General features: G+C 52.7%; 13 protein-coding genes. 5 read left to right on the forward strand and 8 right to left on the reverse strand.

Going from position 1 to position 17628, the window contains the following annotated elements; all coding sequences use genetic code 11:
• Positions 1-244: 244 nt before the first annotated feature.
• The gene (locus CRO74_RS32420; protein WP_394341903.1) at positions 245-397 is read left to right on the forward strand and encodes a DUF6804 family protein; all 153 of its coding nucleotides are present in this window, start codon (positions 245-247) and stop codon (positions 395-397) included.
• Between the two features lie 282 nt (positions 398-679).
• Complete coding sequence (locus tag CRO74_RS18565) at positions 680-1066, forward strand: hypothetical protein (protein WP_144035945.1); 387 nt, start codon at positions 680-682, stop codon at positions 1064-1066.
• A gap of 80 nt (positions 1067-1146) precedes the next feature.
• On the opposite strand, the gene CRO74_RS18570 is transcribed toward CRO74_RS18565, so the two are convergent.
• Entirely contained in the window at positions 1147-3630 is a 2484-nt protein-coding gene (locus tag CRO74_RS18570; RefSeq protein WP_317042400.1) for a PAS domain-containing sensor histidine kinase, read from the reverse strand.
• 462 nt (positions 3631-4092) lie between these two features.
• Here CRO74_RS18570 and CRO74_RS18575 point away from each other — a divergent pair, with 462 nt between their 5' ends.
• The 3 genes from CRO74_RS18575 to CRO74_RS31670 all read left to right on the forward strand — a co-directional run bounded on the left by CRO74_RS18575 (position 4093) and on the right by CRO74_RS31670 (position 6198).
• On the forward strand, positions 4093-4668 hold the full coding sequence (locus tag CRO74_RS18575) for a helix-turn-helix domain-containing protein (RefSeq protein ID WP_097127774.1): 576 nt from the start codon (positions 4093-4095) through the stop codon (positions 4666-4668).
• Positions 4669-4779: 111 nt separating this feature from the next.
• Positions 4780-6006 (forward strand): ice-binding family protein, encoded by a 1227-nt coding sequence (locus CRO74_RS18580; protein WP_245877903.1) that lies wholly within the window; start codon positions 4780-4782, stop codon positions 6004-6006.
• 51 nt (positions 6007-6057) lie between these two features.
• Positions 6058-6198, forward strand: coding sequence for a hypothetical protein (locus CRO74_RS31670; RefSeq protein ID WP_179830246.1), 141 nt, complete (start codon positions 6058-6060; stop codon positions 6196-6198).
• 95 nt (positions 6199-6293) lie between these two features.
• Here CRO74_RS31670 and CRO74_RS18585 read toward each other — a convergent pair whose 3' ends face one another.
• From CRO74_RS18585 to CRO74_RS18615, 7 genes are all read right to left on the reverse strand, one after another.
• Positions 6294-7439 (reverse strand): acyltransferase family protein, encoded by a 1146-nt coding sequence (locus tag CRO74_RS18585; protein ID WP_097127776.1) that lies wholly within the window; start codon positions 7437-7439, stop codon positions 6294-6296.
• A gap of 62 nt (positions 7440-7501) precedes the next feature.
• Complete coding sequence (locus tag CRO74_RS18590) at positions 7502-8884, reverse strand: purple acid phosphatase family protein (RefSeq protein ID WP_097127778.1); 1383 nt, start codon at positions 8882-8884, stop codon at positions 7502-7504.
• 20 nt (positions 8885-8904) lie between these two features.
• On the reverse strand, positions 8905-9804 hold the full coding sequence (locus CRO74_RS18595) for a glycerophosphodiester phosphodiesterase family protein (RefSeq protein ID WP_097127780.1): 900 nt from the start codon (positions 9802-9804) through the stop codon (positions 8905-8907).
• Positions 9801-11906, reverse strand: coding sequence for a hypothetical protein (locus tag CRO74_RS18600; RefSeq protein ID WP_097127782.1), 2106 nt, complete (start codon positions 11904-11906; stop codon positions 9801-9803). Before CRO74_RS18600 ends, CRO74_RS18595 begins: the two co-directional genes overlap by 4 nt.
• Before the next feature lie 5 nt (positions 11907-11911).
• Positions 11912-12736, reverse strand: a complete 825-nt coding sequence (locus CRO74_RS18605; RefSeq protein WP_097127783.1) for an HpcH/HpaI aldolase family protein — start codon at positions 12734-12736, stop codon at positions 11912-11914.
• A gap of 50 nt (positions 12737-12786) precedes the next feature.
• On the reverse strand, positions 12787-15027 hold the full coding sequence (locus CRO74_RS18610) for a hypothetical protein (RefSeq protein ID WP_097127785.1): 2241 nt from the start codon (positions 15025-15027) through the stop codon (positions 12787-12789).
• A gap of 42 nt (positions 15028-15069) precedes the next feature.
• A complete protein-coding gene (locus CRO74_RS18615) occupies positions 15070-17346 on the reverse strand; it encodes a ligand-binding sensor domain-containing protein (RefSeq protein ID WP_245877904.1) in 2277 nt (758 codons plus the stop codon).
• Between the last annotated feature and the right edge of the window lie 282 nt (positions 17347-17628).

Here is a 17628-nt window from a genome sequence, read left to right on the forward strand (position 1 = left end):
ATATTAGAATTTCATTAGAGCGGTCTCGGGAGGTTGATTTTTGACTTGAAAAAGCACGGGTTCAGGATTGACCTTGCTGGATCTGGCGGGGAAATGAATCATGGCGTAAATCAACGACCTGTTTTGTAAAACCGGAAGTAGGCTTAACTTTTCCCGGTCTTTACGGCTTTTTCACCTTTTTGCGAATCGTAGTTTGTAGCGTAGCTATATCGCTATACAGGTAAGGGACTCCCTTGCAACGCTGATTGGTTTACTGGTGATAGCTATTCTCTTTAACCCACTGTTTCCTGTTCATTTGCCTCAACAAACGTGGCGTATTACTGATTTGGTGACAGCTACCGCCTTTATTCGACTGGCATTCAAGCCTTCAAAAACGCGAAATCAGCGACAGTTTTAAGCGTCTACTTTACATGATTGCACTTTTACAACAGGTTAGCGCTTGTTAATAGGGTACGCTAGTTAATCATTTTAGATATCTGCTCAAGCGTTAAATCGCTACCTAAAATAACTCCTTCGGGCGATAATAAGAAGGTTTTAGGCAAGCCACCGATGTTATAGACTTGGGCTGCCAGGCTCTTGAAGCCTTTAAAGTCACACACGTTCAACCAGGTAATTCCATCCTTTAAGTAAAGTGTCAATGAGAAACATATACACAGTTTTTGCATGGTTACTAATTAACATGAGTTGTGAATCGACTAGTAAGAATCAGTCTCCGTCAGATAGTAGGTATCGTACTTTAACCAGTGCTGATTTAAGAGGTAAAACTTTTGAAGGCAAACTTCATCCAAAAACCTCAGTTCATCAGGAAAATAAAACTCTGGAAAAAATTGGAGATCAGGCCAGGATAAAGTATCAGTTTAAAGGAAATAATGAGGTGTCCTACCGTATTGACTTAGAAAGTATGGCTAATGAGTTGGTTTTTTCGTGGCATTTAGATGGAGATTCTCTCACGTTCGAACAGTCAAAAAATGGTCAAGCCCAAAGAATTCAGTATCTAATTAGACGATCTATCAATGGGTTTACTTTGGAGAATGATGAGTACTTCATTTATCTAATGGAAAATTGATTTTCCTGTTGTACAACTACACGTATTCACGCTAGTTACTAACGATGTCACCCGCGCACCCGCTCTCTCAGGATGGAGGATCAGACGGGTAAGTAGACGCTGAAGGTGGCTCCGTTTCCGGGCTGGCTGGTGGCGGTGATCGCTCCCCCGTGATTGGCGGCCACTTTCTCGCAGATGGCCAAACCAATGCCCGTCCCTTCATACTGTCCTTTGCCCTGTAGGCGCTGAAACACCTGAAAAATACGATCTATGTACTTCTCCTCGAAACCAATGCCGTTATCGATTACGTCGATGCGGTGGTAAGCGGTAGCCGTCCGTGTGGGTCTGACCAAGAGAGGAAGATCGGTAGCGGGTACTGTGTTGACCCTGATTTGAATGTGGGGCGTTGTATCGGGCCGGCGGAACTTCAGGGCATTGCTTAGGAGATTCAGAAAGAGCTGGCCCAGTTGCGACGCGTCGCCCAGCACCATAGGTAAGGGGGCCACCTCAATTAAGGCCCCGGTCTCTGTTATCCGAAGCTCTAAATCGGTAAGCGCCCACTGGACGGCCTCACTCAAAGCGATTGCCCGCGTGGCTTCCTGGCGTGTGGAAATGCGGGAATACGTCAGCAAATCCCGGATGAGCACTGACATCCGGTAAGCGGACGACTGCATTCGGTTCAGGTGGTCGAGACCTTCGCCTAACGTTTCGGCATACTGGTCTTTCAACAGATCACCAAACTGCTGAATCTTGCGCAGGGGTTCCTGTAAGTCATGCGAAGCTACATAGGCGAACTGCCCAAGGTTCTCGTTCGAGCGTTGCAGATCCTGGATCGACGCCTGCAACTGCTGGGTTCGTTGCTGGACTTGCAGGTCCAGCTCTGTAGACAGCTTCCGTAAACGAGCTTCACTCTCTGCCAGCTCCTGGCGGGCAATTGCCTGATCATGAACGTCCACTACGGTGCCAATCATACCGACATAGGTTCCGTCTGCCGCAAAGCGGGGCCTTCCCAGGTCAACAGACCAGCGGTATTGCCCGTCGTGTTGGCGTAATCGGTAGAGCGCCCTGAAGGCAGTATGGTGCTGGTTGGCCTCGATAAATAGCCGCCCCGTTTCGGCCTTGTCGTCGGGGTGGGTAGCGTCGAGCCAGCCAAACCCTTGGGCTTCCGTGGTCGTTTGACCGGTAACTTCGTACCACTGTCCATTGAGATAGGTACAGTAGCCATCGGGCTGAGTCTCCCAAATAATGGCGGGTACGGCATCGGTTAGCTGCCGTAAGTAAGCCTCGCTTTCTTTCCTCTGTTGTTGGGCTAATACCTCCTGTGTTACCTCTACGGCCATTTCCAGGATGGCGTATACGTTACCAGCCGCATTGACAAGGGGCTTCAGGCTAATATCGAAGTAATAGGTTCCTGGTACGCCATTAATCACCAGATCGGCCGGAGCGCCTTTGGCGTCAAAGGGTTTTCCCGTGGTAAATACGTTATCTAAGAGCTGGATGGCGGGTCCGTCGACGGATCGGATTAAGACCTCCCGGATCGGTTTGCCTACAATGGATGGCCCCTGGCCAAAAAAAGTAATCATGGCCTCATTGGCGAGATCAATTCGCATCTCGGAACCTACAAAGAGACAGGTAGCAACGGGTGCCTGCTCAATAAGGGTGCGAAATTTGGCTTCACTGGCCTCCAGGGCCTGCCGGGATACTACCTGCCCGGTTACATCCTGGCAAAGCAGAATGACGCCGGTGGTGGTACCATCCAACTCGTTATAAGGCTGTGCTACCAGGTTAAAATAGCCTTCTTTTTTATTCCCTTCTACCAATACAGCGTAGGGATGATCGTACAGGTAAAGTGGGTTTCCCGTTAATCTGACCTGTTCAATAAGCGGATACAAGTCCGCTTTGGCTTCGGAAAGAACGTCGAATAAGCATTTCCCCTGCAAGTCGTCCAGACGTCGATTAATGAGTTGAGCATAAGACTCGTTAACAATCTCAATCCTCAAATCCTGTCCACTCACAACAACGATGCCCACAGATGCTTTAGCTACCAACTGCTGAAAGCGTTGCTCGGAGGCTCGGAGCCGGTTGAAACTTTGTACTTTCTGGGTCGTTTCGAAGCAGGTGACCAGCACACCCGCCACTCGGCCAGACTCGTCTTTTACAGGACTGTGACTGAATGTCCAGTAAACATCGTCAAGCTGGCCATTGCGGTAAATGGGAATGAGCTGGTCTTCGCTCCAGGTAGCCGGGCCTCCATCCATTACCTGCTTAATTAAAGGGTAAACCGTTGGCCATACTTCCGGCCAGCATTCTTCCCCTTTCTGGCCCAGGGCGGTTGGGTGTTTGCCGGTATTGCCCAGGCTGGGTCGGTAAGCATCGTTATAAAACTGAATCAGTTCCGGCCCCCACCACAAAAACATCGGAAATCGGGCATTGAGGACAATGCTCAGTGTAACGCACAGGCTCTGGGGCCATTGGTCGGGGGTACCCAGCGACGTATTCGACCAGTTGTACTGTCGGGTAAGCGCCCCCATTTCGCCACCGTCGGCCAGAAAGGGGTATATATGGGCGGTAGCAGCTGTTTTCAAGCGATTACAGTCTATAAGTATAGGCAAGTTAACCAATCGAAAACAATTAATTGAGCAACCCGGAGCAGAACGAACGAGTTTGGCGGTTACTGATGCTTCAGTAATCTGTAAAGTTGACCGCTGTAGCTACCGGGCACGGTTTAGTAGACGGTATACCCTTAGTTATGAGTGTAATCACTCGATTTAAGAGTTACAAACTAATTCATTAAGGTACGTACCCTTATTATAATGCGTAGTAGAAAATGGGCACTTAATGTAAGTTAGTAAGGTAAATATATCATTTTCAGTTGTCTATATCTGAAGTCAATAAACTATCTTCATTTTTTGATGTTCGATAACAACAGGGGGCATATACGTTGATCGGATATATACTTTTTACAAGCCTCAGTGGTCGTTATAAGCCGGATACGACACTACTACCGCAATCGGCCTATTCATTCGTTAAGTTTATCGAAGCATGCTATGAAACTCTACATCAAATATATGGTCAGTATGCGTTGTAAATTGGTAGTACAGGCAACGCTGGATAAACTCGGTCTGGATCACGAACGGATCGAGTTAGGGGAGGTGGAACTTAAAGAGGCCATCACGAAGGAGCAATGGAACGAGTTGAACAGTGCTTTATTGACAGTAGGTCTAGAATTAACGGATAACCGGAAAGCGATACTGATTGAACGAGTAAAAACGGTCATTATTGATCTGGTGCATTATGCCAGCGATATACCTAAAATCAATAACTCTAACTATATCAGTGAAAAACTTCACTACGATTATACGTATCTGGCTAATCTGTTCTCGGAAGTAACGGGCTTCACCATTGAGAAATACATCATCAACCACAAAATAGAGAGGGTAAAAGAACTGTTGCTCTACGATGAACTTACGCTTACACAGATAGCTAATAAATTGAATTACAGCAGTGTAGCGCATCTGTCTGCCCAGTTCAAGAAAGTAACGGGTCTTACTCCCAGCCTGTATAAACAGCTCTCATTCAATAAACGCACAGCCCTCGAAGATGTAGGCGTTTTAACATCATGAAGTCAATAATGTGACAATAATGTAACAATAAGATTGTAAAGTATAAGAAAGGTTGGCATTAAGAGGTTTAAGTTTGTTTTGAGGAAACTTTAATGTTTTAATGACAACGAAATGGCACAAAGAATTTTACTTTATCTAATCCTGGTAACTCTGCTAATCCTCCCGAAAGTAGGGTTCGGGCAGACGCTGAACTTGGGGACCACCTCCGGATTTGCGCTCTTCACGGCAAACGGAGCACTTACCAATACGGGGGCATCGGCAGTTGTAGGTGATATTGGTACGAATGTGGGGGCCATTAGTGGCTTCGAAACCGCATCCGTAACGGGCAGTACCCGTCTTGCCGGAAGTGCCCAGTCTACGCAGGCAGCCCTTGACGTTGTAGCGGCCTATAACTCGATAGGTTTATTCACCTGCGGTACGCAGATAGCCGCTGAGTTAGGCGGTCAGACGCTGTCGCCGGGAGTCTCCTGTCAGAGTACGGCTTCGCCTACCACATTAAACGGAACGCTGACATTAAGCGGGTCAGGTACTTTCATTATCAAGCTGAGCAGTGCTCTGGTTACCGGAACCAACTCCAGTATCGTGCTGACAAATGGAGCTACCGCCAACAACGTATTTTTCCGGATAGAAGGAGCGGCAACGCTGAATACTGGTTCTTCGTTCAAGGGAACTATACTGGCCCTGGGTGCTATCGTTCTGAGCACCTCAACCCTCGAAGGTAGAGCCCTGTCGACAACCGGAGCCATTACCCTGAATGCCAGCAATGTTACGACTGTGGCAGCCCCAGCCCCGCTACCGGTTTCGCTGGCGTCCTTCACGGCTAAGGCCCAGCCCGATCATACGGTGAGAATAGACTGGACAACTTCGCTGGAAACCAACAACAAAAGCTTCCTGATCGAACGCAGCAAAGATCTCCGGCTCTTTGAGACCGTAGGTGTCGTGAGCGAACTGGCCCCTATGAGTAACGCCCTGAAGACCTACAATCTGGTTGACGCGATGCCTTATGCGGGTACCAGTTACTATCGTTTGACCCAGACCGATCTGAACGGTAAAACCAGTGTTTACCCGGCTGTTTCGGTGGTGTTGCGGGACGATGCCTATGGTGTATTTCCTAACCCGGTAGTGGGTGAGGGGCGTTTTGACCTCCGGCTGGATGAGCCCGAAACGGCAACGGTACGTTTTTATAGTGCAGACGGCCGTGTACTACCGCTTCAGAAAACGGGCGTTGAGTCGGGCAAGCTACTCCTGAAAATGAGCAGCAAACTGGCAACCGGCGTATACGTATTAACCGTAGAAGAGCGGGGGCAGGCTCGCCAGCACCGTATCGTTATCGAGTAAGGGTTTACGTATCAACTTTAGGGATTTTACCCCACTAACTTTTCAAGACTCATGAGCAAAAAAGCTGTACATATATCGGCTTCGGCCCCTAAAAAGGCGTATAAAACCCCTAAGATCAAATCGCTGGGTAATGTGAAGCAACTGACGCTAAAAACTGGTTCGGCCGTTGATGGTTTCGGTACGTTTACCTAAACGGTTTAGCTGACGGTATAAAAAGAGCCTGGTTAGTCATCGCGATGACTAACCAGGCTCTTTTCATATATCACCAATCTGCTTCAGCGCGGAGCTTACACCCGCAGGAACACTTTTTTCTTGTACAGGATGTACAGGAAGACCCATTTAACAGCTAGAAAGGCCAGTACCGCACCAACAGCCGTTACCACTTCGGACGTAGACTGTTTGAGCAGACCGCCGAAGAAAAAACGAGCCGCGTACTCGAAGTCAATGAATTCGCCCGCCAGATAAATCAGGATGGAGTTCATACCGATGACGGTGAAGAAGAATGTCCAGCCCTTAATGCCTTTTACGTCGATGACCCAGTAAAATAGGGCCAGCAACATTAAGCTCAGACCACCCGTAACCAGTACAAACGAGCTGGTCCAGAGGTTTTTATTGATAGGGAAGATGAAATCCCAAAGGCAGCCGAGCAGCACGAAAACTGCCCCTGCGCCGAGCAGCAGCACCGCTTTTTGATTGCCCGTTCGGCCATGTGTCCGCAGAAATGTACCAGCAAAAATGCCCAGCAGCGTGTTGCCGATGGCAGGGATCGTGGAGAATAACCCTTCCGGATCATGGATCGTTTTGTACAGATGGCCCGGCACCACCAGTCGGTCAATATAACTGGCCAGATTGCACTCCATCGTGAGCACACCCGCTCCACAGCCGGGTACGGGTACCAGCATCATCAGGGCCCAGTAACCCAGCAGCAGCCCAACGAACCAGATGTACTGGGTGCGCGGGCGAGCATACAGGTAGATCAATTGCCCAAACATTCCCGCCAGACCAATACGCCCCAGTACACTCGAAAAGCGCATATCTTCGAAGACCCGGTTAAACAGCCCATTGTTATAAACGATGCCCAGCAGAACCAGAATAAGCCCCCGGCCAATGATCTTGCGGGCAATTTGCGCTTTGTCCGTTCCCTTGTCCAGCCGCGACCCGATTGAAAACGGCGTCGATACGCCCGCCATGAACATGAACAGCGGAAAAATGAGGTCATAGGCCCTGAAACCATTCCAGGCCGGGTGCGAAAACTGGTCGGCCAGCAGAATAGCGCCCGCCCAGCCGGTCGTCTTGGCCAGCACGTGGAAAATTTCCTCACCGCCCATGATCCAGAACATATCGAAACCGCGCAGTGTATCGAGGGAGAGAAGCCGTTTAACGGGAGTTGGCTGAGCAATAGCCGGTTCAATGGGCGTATGTAATGTACTCATTCGAAAAGAAGTCAGGGATAAGAGAGGGGTTTGGTAAGCGAGATGTATAGCACCAGCCCAAATTAGTCTTTTTTTGCCTGTTTTCGGGCTTTATACGCCTTAAAACGATTATTGTATTCCTGCATCTGGTCGGGTGTGTATCGTTTCTGGTACTCCGCCGGTAGGTCGAGCCGTTCGGGAGCCAGTGCCGGAGCCTGATCGACAAGTGTATTTTGTCCTTTGCTGTTCTTGATCAGCTCGAACGAATCGTATTTATCGCCCGTCACTGTGTAGGACTGATACGACAGTTTATCGCCGTCGATCGAAATCGTCTGGTACAACTGGGTATTGGAGGCCGCCCGGTCCATCCAGTTCTGCAAACCAATGTCGTACATTTTAGGGCCGCTGACCGACACTACATAAATGGGTCCGTCGGGGTGTTTACGGCTTTTCCCCAGGGGCATGTTCAGGCCCCGGCCGTAGGTGTGGTCGTGCCCCTGCAAAACCAGATCGACCCCCATTTTTTTGTAAATGGGCTCTATCCGCTCGCGCCATTCATCGTTGTCGCGCCCCTGTTTCGTGGAATAGATGGGGTGATGGTGCACGACAACCGTCCAGCGGCTGGGGTTGTTGGTCAATACCTGCCTGAGCCAGTCTGCCTGTGCCCTCAGCACGGTCGAATCCAGCAGGGCGGCCTGCGAGTTCAGGGAAATAAAACGGGTGCCCTGATAATCCATAAAGTACGTGGTTTCTTCCAGACCTTTTGGTCCGTTTTCGGGTAGTACGAAGGAGGGACGCCAGTGTTTCGATACCTGCGTCTTACCCTTTTCGTCCTTAAAATACTCGTGGTTGCCGGGCGTGGCCAGCGTGGGCACCATGCCGTTGATCCAGCCCCCCGCTTCGAACCACTCCGCCCACTGCCAGTCGGCGTTGGAGGTCGTGATGAGGTCGCCCGCATGGATCATCAGATTCGCTTTCGGCAGGGTCGAGTATGCGCCCCGAATGGCCCGTGACCAAAGCGACCGGATATCATTCTGGGCATCGCCGAAGTACAAAAATGAAAACGGCGCTGGCCGGTCCTGCGCCGTTCTGAAGTGAAACCACTCGCTCCAGTGAGTACCGTCGCCTACGCGATACGCATATTGGGTGCCCGGCTTGAGATTTTTGAAATGGACTGAATGATACCGAACCGATTTGCCGTCGAGGACAACGCGTTCGGTGGTGGCCGTCACAACCTGGGCTTTGTCCACAAAATCGGGCGAGGGGTCGGCTTCGGCAATGGCCCCGACCGCGGTGGTAATGGTGGAGTCGGTTCGCCAGTTGACCGATTGGGAGGTGGCCGGATTGCCCTGCCAGCCCAGAACGAGCCGGTCGGGATAAGCCGTTGGGGAATAGTCTTTGTGGAGCTGTGCCCAAACCGGCGACAGGCTCAGGGCGAGCAAACAGGCAAGAAAATGTCGTTTCATGACGTGAAGGTAGTGTATGCTTAGTGAGTTGGTTTGGCGGCCAGAGTTTTATACATCTGAAGTGCCTGATCCGTTTGAATGACGTCTACACCCATGCGAGACGCTTTTTCGTACGCAGCGGGGGTGTCTAATTCGTCCAGCAGATCGGAAAATACCTTTATGTTTTGCTGATGAATTTGTCTGACCAGCGCTTCGGTCAGGGCGGGCCAGCTTACATCAAAGGCATACGGATGCAGACTGGCGATTTTAGCGGCCATTTGGTCGGCCCGTTTCAGAGCAGGCATGAGCTTCGCTCCTGCTGCTACGCTTTTCAAGGCCAGTAGTTTTTCGTCGGAGCCATAAAAAACGGCATCGGCGAGAAGTCCATAGCGCGTCAGAACGGCCACCAGCGGCTCGGGGGCCACGTCCTTACAGTCGACGTACAGGTTTGTTTTTGCCGAATGCCGGGCATTCCAGTCGGCCAGCAACTGGCAAACTTCGGCCAGCGTTGGAATTTGTTCAGATTTAAACGCATCAGACATACCCTTTGCCGCCGATAGTTTTTTCAGGTCAGCCAATGTCTGGTCGCTGACCGGGCCGGTTCCATTGGTGGTGCGGTTCAGCGTACCGTCGTGCAAGATCACCAGGCTGCCGTCTTTCGTCGTTCGGACATCAACCTCGATGTAATCGACCTGCATCTGGAGCGCCAGCCGAAACGTAGCCAGCGTATTTTCGGGTGCCGCACTGTATGGTGCCGCACTATCCAGTGCGGCACTGGATGCGCCCCGATGAGCCGAAACGCCTATTTTGTAGTGGGCCTTGAGTTGGGTTCGGTAGTAAGAGATTGAGTCTGCTACCGGCAGCTGGCCAAAAACGGAATTTATTTCAATAAACCACCCAAGCAGTAATCCCGGCATCAGGCGTTTTAGCGCTCGTTTCATTTATGCTTTGCGTTTTTGAGATTGGGTTTAGCTCTCCAGTCGGCTTCCGGACCAAACCGGAGGTGCATCGACTTGTTGGGCTTTTCGTTGGCTGGATATTGATAGATCAGCCGGTTTGTCAGCAGGAAACATACGCTCGAAATCGTTACCGTTAATGCCACACGCAGCCAGAGTTGGCGATAGACCGGTGCAAAAGAGGGGATAGGCTGGATACTGACCGTTGTCCGTTCGCGTGGTACCGTCAGCACCAGCATCGTCGCCAGGATGGCGTTTACCGTAATGACCCATTCCGTGAGCAGCCGCTGAGGACGCCAGTCGACCAGCGCCCGTTCAAAATTACCGACCACCATCAGCCAGAGCAACACCAGAAAAATGAGCTGCCCTCGCCCGAGCCAGGTGGCCGGAACGATAGACAGCGGTTCCTGCGCGTGCCGACGGATGAGGATGATGAACAGGAGAAGAACCAGCAGCCAGGTTGCCTTGAACCAGCCTTCGGGTGTCATGTATAGGAAGTCGACGCCGGGCAGGTGGCCCAGATACGGCGCATCCCAGAAAGCGGCCGTGGTTTTTGGGCCATCCGGCGAAGGAACGACCTGTGTCCACACCTCGGGGTTCAAGTGCTCAGTCCAATCTTCGACGTTCTTGACCAGATTGACGTATGGAATGGCTAGCAAGACGAAAACGACAGCGACGCCCAGCGTCCATTTGCCGGGAGTCGGTTTCGGTGGATCGATATGAAGCGGAATCCGCGTTGCCAGAAAGCCCAGCGCCACCACAATAGCGATGCCGTTTACGAAGCCGTAACCCTGCTCCAGAAAGCTGTGCCAATTCTGGTGCTGCCAGTTGCTCCAGTTGGCGGTGATGGTTTTAACCGCTTCGCTTTCGGGCGAAAGCCCTTTGCCGATCAGTATGCGCGGGTTTCCGGGAGCCATCATCAGTTGCTTCACCCATTGAATCCCGGAAAAACCCAGTCCACCAATGATGCCGCTGATGAGCGACGCCACGGCAACGGGCAGCAGTTGATGTCGGCGCATCCAGCGAATCATACCGATAAACGCACCCGTAATACCCGCCCAGTCATCGCTACGGGGCGGGGTCATGTGGAGGCCGCCGTAGCTGGTGAACAAGGCGCTGCCGAGCACCGGAACGACCAGAAAGAAAAGTAGCCAGCCAGCCGCCATGTAGACAATGAGCGAGGCCCCGTGGCGGAACCGGCCAAACCGGTTAAAATAAGCCGTTATCCCAAGTAAAAGACCGATGATCCAGCCAATATGCTGCGGATAATCGCTGAACCCCTGGGGCCAGTTGTTGAGAAAATTAGCTGAATCGAAGGCCAGCGTTCCTGTTTTGGGGTCAATGTAAGTCGGATCGCCCAGTGGATAGGTCACCAGCGAAGCCAGCTTGCGGTCCAGATCAGCTACTTGCAGCAGTAGTTGAACCCCCCAGCCAAACAGCGCACCCACGCCCGCAAAAACGGGTAACAATACTATGTTTTTCTCCTTTCGGTCGATCAGGTCGTACAGGGCCATGGCCAGCAGTGCAAACAGAGCTGCCAGGTAATCGGCATCGAGCCAGTAGAGCGGACTCTTGTGCCGCGACCAGGTATGATCGGCCGGAAGGCCCGCCTGCAGCCATTCCACCAGCGGGTCTTCCACCAGGTCCTGAAGAAACCAGATGCCGAATAGAAACAGAATGGGCTTGACAAGCTGAACGAGTTGTTCCCGTTTGGCCACTGCCGCCAGTGCTGTTCCGGCTCCTCCCAGTGCGGCCCATAAAAAGCCAATGTAAAACAGACCAACGTACCCAAACCATTGCGTAGCTGTATGACCGCTCTGAGTATACGCAATGACCTGCATGTAGGAAATAGAGCCACCAAAACCCCAGCCAATGGCTCCGAAGAACGCAAAGTAAAGAACGCGCTGTCGCCAGTCGGCCCGGCCCGATAGCAGGGGGACGACGATGGCCGCGAGGCATCCGGCAAAGGCGGCTCCGTACTCGTGGCCAAAATTGCCCCGGATTCCCCAGCCAATGGACAGGGCCAGGCCGCTCAGCAGCATGGCATCTAACCGCCAGATGGGCGCTTGTGTAGTTGAAAGGCTCATGGTTGTTATACAATGGGCGAACTAACCGGCTCCGGCCCCTGATTGTCGCCCACGGCTTCCCGGATGAGGGTCAGATCGTGGCGCAGACGCTGGCTGAACAGAGCAATGTCGAAACTATGCACAACCATGTTGGCCCCCTCGTTTATCCACTTGATCTGGCGTTCGGGCTCCAGCGAAAAATGAATGCCGACGGACAGCCCGTTTGAACGGGCCGTGTGAATAATGGTGCGAACGGCTACTTCAAAGTCGGGGTGGTCGTACTGCTCCGGCAAGCCCAGACTGACCGATAAATCGTGCGGTCCGATGAACACGGCATCGAGACCCGGTACCGACAAAAGCTCGCCCAGACGATCCAGCGCGGGTACGCTTTCTATATTGGCAATGCATAGCTGGTCGGCGTTGTAGGCCGCGATATACGCCAGCATGTCGGCCGACAGGACTTCCAGGCCGCTCAGCACGTTAGCTAATCGTTCACCTTTCAACGGTCGAAATTTGGTAGCACCCACCAGTTCCCGAACCTGCTCCACCGATTCGAGGTAGGGTGCTACAACGCCAAGCGCCCCGCCATCAATCACCTGACAGGCCCGGAATGGGTCGGGACTCGGTATCCGGACGATGGGCGTAATCCCGTAAGCCCGAAACTGCTGGCACAGGGTGGCCAGCTCGGCCCGATCCATTGGAATGTGTTCGGTGTCCAAAAAGACGAAGTCCAGACCGACCTGACTGATGGCTTTCGGCCACATGGGAGCGGTCGATGTGATACAAGTGCCATAAACTCGCTGACCCTGTTGTAATTTCTGACGGAGACTCTGCTGGGTTGAACCCTTCATTTGAACACTGATTACACGGTTTGTCAACGGGTAACTACCCACAGTACGGATTACTGGCCCGTTCGGGCTATGGGTGCGCTGATTACGCCCAGGTAGCGGCCCATCCAGTAGGGTAGCAGCCAGATGTCGCCCGCGCTATGTTCCGATGCACCGTTGCCTCGCGTTCGGTCCAGCGCAAAGGTGTTGCCATTGTGCCGCTGGATGGGCCGTTCGGCGGGGGAGAGCACTTCTTTGGTGGTTTGTCCCCGGAAGTTATCGGCCAGCATCTCAAGATCTTCCCGGTGGCTGTTGTGGATCTCCCAGTCGATCAAATCGAGCGGGTGCTCCCGCAGGTACCAGGCGGCTTCGTTGAGGTCAAAGGTTTTGGTGCCGGTAAGGGCTGTAAAAATATTCCAGGCACCGTCTTTTTCGGGGCGTTCAATTTCCCAGTGGTCGAGTATCGCCTTTTTGTAGTTTGCCTTCAGGGTATCGTTAAACGCATAGCGGTACAAGCCCCAGTAACCCACAAAGTACATTTCATCGTCGGAGTGGTTCCATCCGTCCGACATATGCTTGCTGTGTTCATCGGCATCGTCGGACGCTTTTCCAATTACCCGCATGGGGCGCATCATATTCTCCAGATAGCCGTATTTCTGCATCAGCTCGAAGGCCTTCTTTTTATACTTTCCCTTTTTGGTGAACTGGTAGGCCGTTTGCAGCATGGCGATGATGTTGGACGAGTTCAGCTTCCGGTCGCCCACGTTGACGGGGAACGCGTTGACATACTCCGGGTTCCATTTTCCCCACAGCGTTGGCTTGCCATTAAAGTCGATCAGGTAGAGGTCGTGGCTCAGGATGTGGCTCATGAGGGTGTCGATGAGGGTAATGGCCCTGCGTTGCATCGACTTGTCGTCGACCAGTTCGGCCATAGCTCCGAAGGCGAAAATATGCCCGATCACTTCATCGCTGCTTGTGGTCGACTTCCAGTCCCAGCCGGGCTGGGGCGAATGCTGCCAGCGTTCGGGGTCGCTGAGCCGGGCAATATAGCCCGCCCGCTCGAACGACCGCGCCGGAAAGCCCGGTACCGGATTGATGGTGTACAACCGCTCCATGGCATCGAGCGATTCGCGGCAGTTTTGCAGGGCGTCTTTTTCTTTCGTAACGGCGTAGCGGAAGATTTCTCCGGCCAGATACATGGAGGTCCACAAGCCGTCATTATCCGAATCGGCCAGGTAACCCGTTGCCAGATTTCCCTTCTCCAGCCCGTCCAGCGAGGCATTGAAGCCATTCCGGATGTGTCGGCTCCGCACCTGTTGTTCGTAGAATACGGCTTTGTCGTGCAGGGTCATGGCTTTGGTAGTCAGCTCGGCCATACCCGCCGTGGTGAGCACCAGGACGCTGTTTTTTGGTCCGGCAACCAGTTGCGTGACCTCATTGCCCGGCAACCAGCGTTCGCCGTTGAAGTAGTTGAACTTCCCATCTGGCCGTAGGGAAAACGCGCCTTTGGTGGAGCCGAACCACAGTTGCCCGTTTATGTCGGCTACGGCTGTGAGTTCGGTCCAGGGGAGTTTCCGGTGGATGGTCCCGAGCTGGGTTTTGGTGAGCGGATCGAATTCAAGATAGCCGTCGGTAGTGCCGATAATTACTTTTTTACCCTGGCTGGTGAGATCGAAGGCGGTGAAATTCTCGCCATGCAGCACGTTGGTAAGTTTGTACCCTTTCTCCGCCAGCGTGTACAGGCCCTTTTTGCCCAGTACCCAAAACAGGCCGGTGGCGGGTTGATACCGCACCCCGATCACCTGATCGTCGGGCAGTTCGCCTTTCCACACAACCGATGTTTCGCCCACCAGGTGCAGGGCTTTCCCGTCTGAAACGAGGAAGGTGAAGTTAGCGCCACCCACAAATAACTGCGCTTTCGGCAACTGGTGTTGAGCGTAAAGTTTTCCGGCCCAGGCATTGCTCAGCACCGCCTGATCGTCGAGGTAAACGATTTGCTGGTCGTAGGTACCCACAGCAGCCAGTTTCCGATCCTGCATGGGTCGATAAGTGCGGTCGGGTGGTAAGGTACCGGGAATGAGAAACTGCCCGCTGTAAGGATGCCGCAATCCATCGGTACTCAGTAGCTGAATAACCCCGTTTCGGTCGCAGGCCAGGCTGGTGAGTTTTCCGGTTGTTTTCTCCGAATAATATTTGATGCTATACGTCTGTCCAAACGGTTTGTCCTGGTAAATCGACTGGGCGAGTAAACTCCGGCCAGGGGAGAGAACGGTAAGGAAGAGGATGAAGATTCGGGTAAAAGAGAAATTTTGCATAAGAATCGGGTATTCGGTTACGGATGATTGCAGACGGGTACTTTATCGGATCATGGTTAAATAGCGCCCCATCCAGTACGGCAATAGCCAGAAGACAGGTTCACGTTCAATATCGGGTGTGCCATTTACGGCGGCCCAGGGGTTTTTGTCCCAGCGTACTACGGTGCGGATGCTAGCCGGGGGAAGCTGGTCCACCTGAAGTTCGTCCAGTACGGGTGTTCGCACCAGCTTTACGTCTTCACGTTTAGTATGATCAACCGTCCAGTTGACCAGATCGAGGGGCGTGTCGACCAGAAAATCGACGGAGGGGGCAAGGTCAACCTGTTTATTGCGGGCGTAGCAGTACAAAAAATTAATGAGCGGGTTTTTGTCGGCCCGGCGTTTGGCCAGCCAGGTGTCCATGTGGTTTTCGTAGAAGGCCCGGAGTTTTGGGTCTTTCTCGCAGCGGATCAGGATTGGATACACATAAGCCGCCAGAATCACATCGAAGTAAATAAACCAGGCCGGATTCTGCCGGGCAATGTTAGCCATATTGGTCAGATACCCTTCCCGGTCGATCAACCGGCGGTAGTGCTGCTCGTAGGTGACGTTGCCGGTTGTGTAATACGCCAGTTTGAGAAAGGCCAGCAACTCCATCGAATTCTGGTTACGGTCGGGTGCCCAGTCTGGGTCACGGTTCAGCAAATCCGGCGACCATACGCCCCAGCGGGTAGGCCTGCCGTCAATGTCTGTCAGCGTGAAGTTGTGGGCGATCAGGTGATCCACTAATCGGGAAATATGCGCCCGAACGACTTTCTTCTCAGCTTCGTCGGCAACTAGTTCGTAGTAGAAATAGTAGCCCATCATATGGCCGCAGAGTTCATCGCTGCTGGTATCGCCTTTCCAGAGCCACTTGCCGTCCTTCGATTTTCGCCAGCGCACGGAAACGGGTTTGAACCGGGGCTCTTTCACTAGTTCGTCGGCCCGTTCCCGGTCGGTGAAGGTGCGGTTGCCATCGTCGATTTCGGTCCAGTCTGCCGGAACGATCGTGCGGGCAAAGAAGCCATCGGTTTCGGTCACCTCCTGAAGTAAGGTCAGGAACTGAAAAGCTTTCCGGGCTTTTTCCTTCGCATCCGGGTCGTGGGTAGCCGCATACCGGAAGCACTCCATGGCCAGGTAGTTACTCGTGTATTCACCATCGTTATCGTCGTCGTCGGGTGCCCACGTGCTAAGATCGCCGGGGGTTGTTAAGCGACATTGTCCGGCAATCCAGGGCGCGCGGATATGCCGCTTCATTAGCACATCATAGAAATAATCCTGCTTGCCAACCAGTGTCATGGGTCGCTTTCGGATGGCGCTGACCCCTTTTTCGGTGGCAATCCAGGCGGTGCCCTGCGCATCGAACGCAATGTCGTTTACGTGGTCGTCCAGCAGCCAACGGCGCGTGAACCGCAGGGAGTGACTGCCATCCGGCCGGTAGCGCACAATGCCCACCTCCGTACCCACCCACATACTCCCGTCCGGCGATGTCTCTACGCAGCGCACAAAGATGGACGGAATACCCTGCTCCGGGGTAAGCGTCCGGTTCTTCCGGCCCTGAGCCAGTATCGTTACGCCCCCGAGGCCCCCAACCCAAAGGTGCTGGCGGGTATCGAACGCGATGCCTTTTACGGCGGCACTCAACAGGTCTTCATTCTTCCGGAAAATGCGGGTCAGGGTATCGTTAACCTGGTAAAGTCCCACATCGGTAGCTACCCACAGGCCACCGCTGCCATCAGAAATGGCCTGTCGGATGGAGCGGGGCAACTGATAGACTTTTTTCTGACATCCCAGATCGGTAACAAGCCATACGCCCTGCGGCCCGAGGGCATACATCCCTTCCCGCGCCGGACAAACGACCGAAATGGGCGAATCGGGGCCTGTCACGCGCTCAGGTTTCTGGTCTTTATACCGATACAGGCCAGTCCAGGTACCCACCCAGACAACTGACTCCGCGTCTACCACTATCGAATAAGCAGGTCCATCAGGCATGCCCAAAACGGGTAGCCAGTTCGACTGATCTACTTTTTTTAAGAATACGCCCGCATCCGTAGCAATCCAGACGGTAGACTGGTTGTCGACCGCAAGGCTGCGTACGTTGGTGTCGTTTCCGGTACCATGTATTGGGTAAGCTTCGTGGTATTCCTGCCCGAAAGGCCGATCGGTATACACCGTCGGTGCAGGTATACGTTTCTGGGCCATCGAACGGCCCGGCCAACCGATGCCGACCAGCAACCCCGCAGCACAGAGAATGACCCATTGGGGAAGGCATCGATACGGATTCATTGGGCGTGTGGGCAAACGAGTGAATTAGTTTTAGCCGCTATAGTCAAAAGATATACGCCACTGCGACTCTATCGGACTATTGGCAAACGGGTAAATTTTGCATCTGCGAGGAGGAATGCCCCAGTTTGCCGGTCAACTAACGATGAATAAACTGTTATTTTATTGTTAACTGCGCCAAAAGTCAGGCTAAATAACGTGCTGATACTAAGCGGCTAAGATAATAATCCGCCGATTTAAATTATGCAGATGTGAAATTGATGCACTTTGCGCAAATAGACGATATTAATACGCAAAGCG

Origin of the sequence: Spirosoma fluviale (genome assembly GCF_900230225.1) — a bacterium.
Classification (GTDB): domain Bacteria; phylum Bacteroidota; class Bacteroidia; order Cytophagales; family Spirosomataceae; genus Spirosoma; species Spirosoma fluviale.

Bases quoted from the DNA above. Each gene is read 5' to 3' on its own strand.
- CRO74_RS18565 (WP_144035945.1), top strand. From the start codon at position 680: ATGAGTTGTGAATCGACTAGTAAGAATCAGTCTCCGTCAGATAGTAGG.
- CRO74_RS18575 (WP_097127774.1), top strand. From the start codon at position 4,093: ATGAAACTCTACATCAAATATATGGTCAGTATGCGTTGTAAATTGGTA.
- CRO74_RS18580 (WP_245877903.1), top strand. From the start codon at position 4,780: ATGGCACAAAGAATTTTACTTTATCTAATCCTGGTAACTCTGCTAATC.
- CRO74_RS31670 (WP_179830246.1), top strand. From the start codon at position 6,058: ATGAGCAAAAAAGCTGTACATATATCGGCTTCGGCCCCTAAAAAGGCG.
- CRO74_RS18585 (WP_097127776.1), bottom strand. From the start codon at position 7,439: ATGAGTACATTACATACGCCCATTGAACCGGCTATTGCTCAGCCAACT.
- CRO74_RS18590 (WP_097127778.1), bottom strand. From the start codon at position 8,884: ATGAAACGACATTTTCTTGCCTGTTTGCTCGCCCTGAGCCTGTCGCCG.
- CRO74_RS18595 (WP_097127780.1), bottom strand. From the start codon at position 9,804: ATGAAACGAGCGCTAAAACGCCTGATGCCGGGATTACTGCTTGGGTGG.
- CRO74_RS18600 (WP_097127782.1), bottom strand. From the start codon at position 11,906: ATGAGCCTTTCAACTACACAAGCGCCCATCTGGCGGTTAGATGCCATG.
- CRO74_RS18605 (WP_097127783.1), bottom strand. From the start codon at position 12,736: ATGAAGGGTTCAACCCAGCAGAGTCTCCGTCAGAAATTACAACAGGGT.
- CRO74_RS18610 (WP_097127785.1), bottom strand. From the start codon at position 15,027: ATGCAAAATTTCTCTTTTACCCGAATCTTCATCCTCTTCCTTACCGTT.